Consider the following 464-nt stretch of genomic DNA (forward strand, 5'->3'; position numbering starts at 1 on the left):
GGTCGTGGAGGCTGCCGCCGGCCGGGCCGCGGCGCTCAAACCGCAGGTGGCGCTGTTCGAGGCCCTCGGCTCGGCGGGCATCGCGGTGCTCGAACGCGTGCTCGCGGAATCCACGGCCGCGGGGGTCCTCAGCATCGCGGACGCCAAGCGCGGTGACATCGGTTCCACGATGGCGGCCTACGCGACGGCGTGGCTCTCCGACGACTCGCCCCTCGCGGCGGACGCCGTGACCCTGAGCCCGTACCTGGGCTTCGAGTCGCTGCGCCCCGCGCTGGACCTGGCGCGCGCCACCGGCCGGGGGACCTTCGTGCTCGCCCTGACCTCCAACCCGGAGGGCGCCAGCGTGCAGCACGTGGGCGGTGAGGACTCCGTGGCCGCGGGCATCCTCTCCGCCGTGGCCCACGAGAACCGGGCGCCGGGCGCGCGGGGCCCCGCGGCGTCGTCGTCCGCCCAGGCATCCGGAC

Annotated in this window: 1 protein-coding gene; it reads left to right on the forward strand. The window is 76.5% G+C overall.

Features of this window, described 5'->3' with window-relative positions; genetic code table 11:
• On the forward strand, positions 1–464 hold a 464-nt coding region (gene pyrF / locus D9R02_RS11880; RefSeq protein WP_121566963.1), incomplete at both ends, for an orotidine-5'-phosphate decarboxylase.

Source organism: Kocuria rhizophila, assembly GCF_003667225.1.
In the GTDB taxonomy this organism is placed as follows: Bacteria; Actinomycetota; Actinomycetes; order Actinomycetales; family Micrococcaceae; genus Kocuria; species Kocuria rhizophila.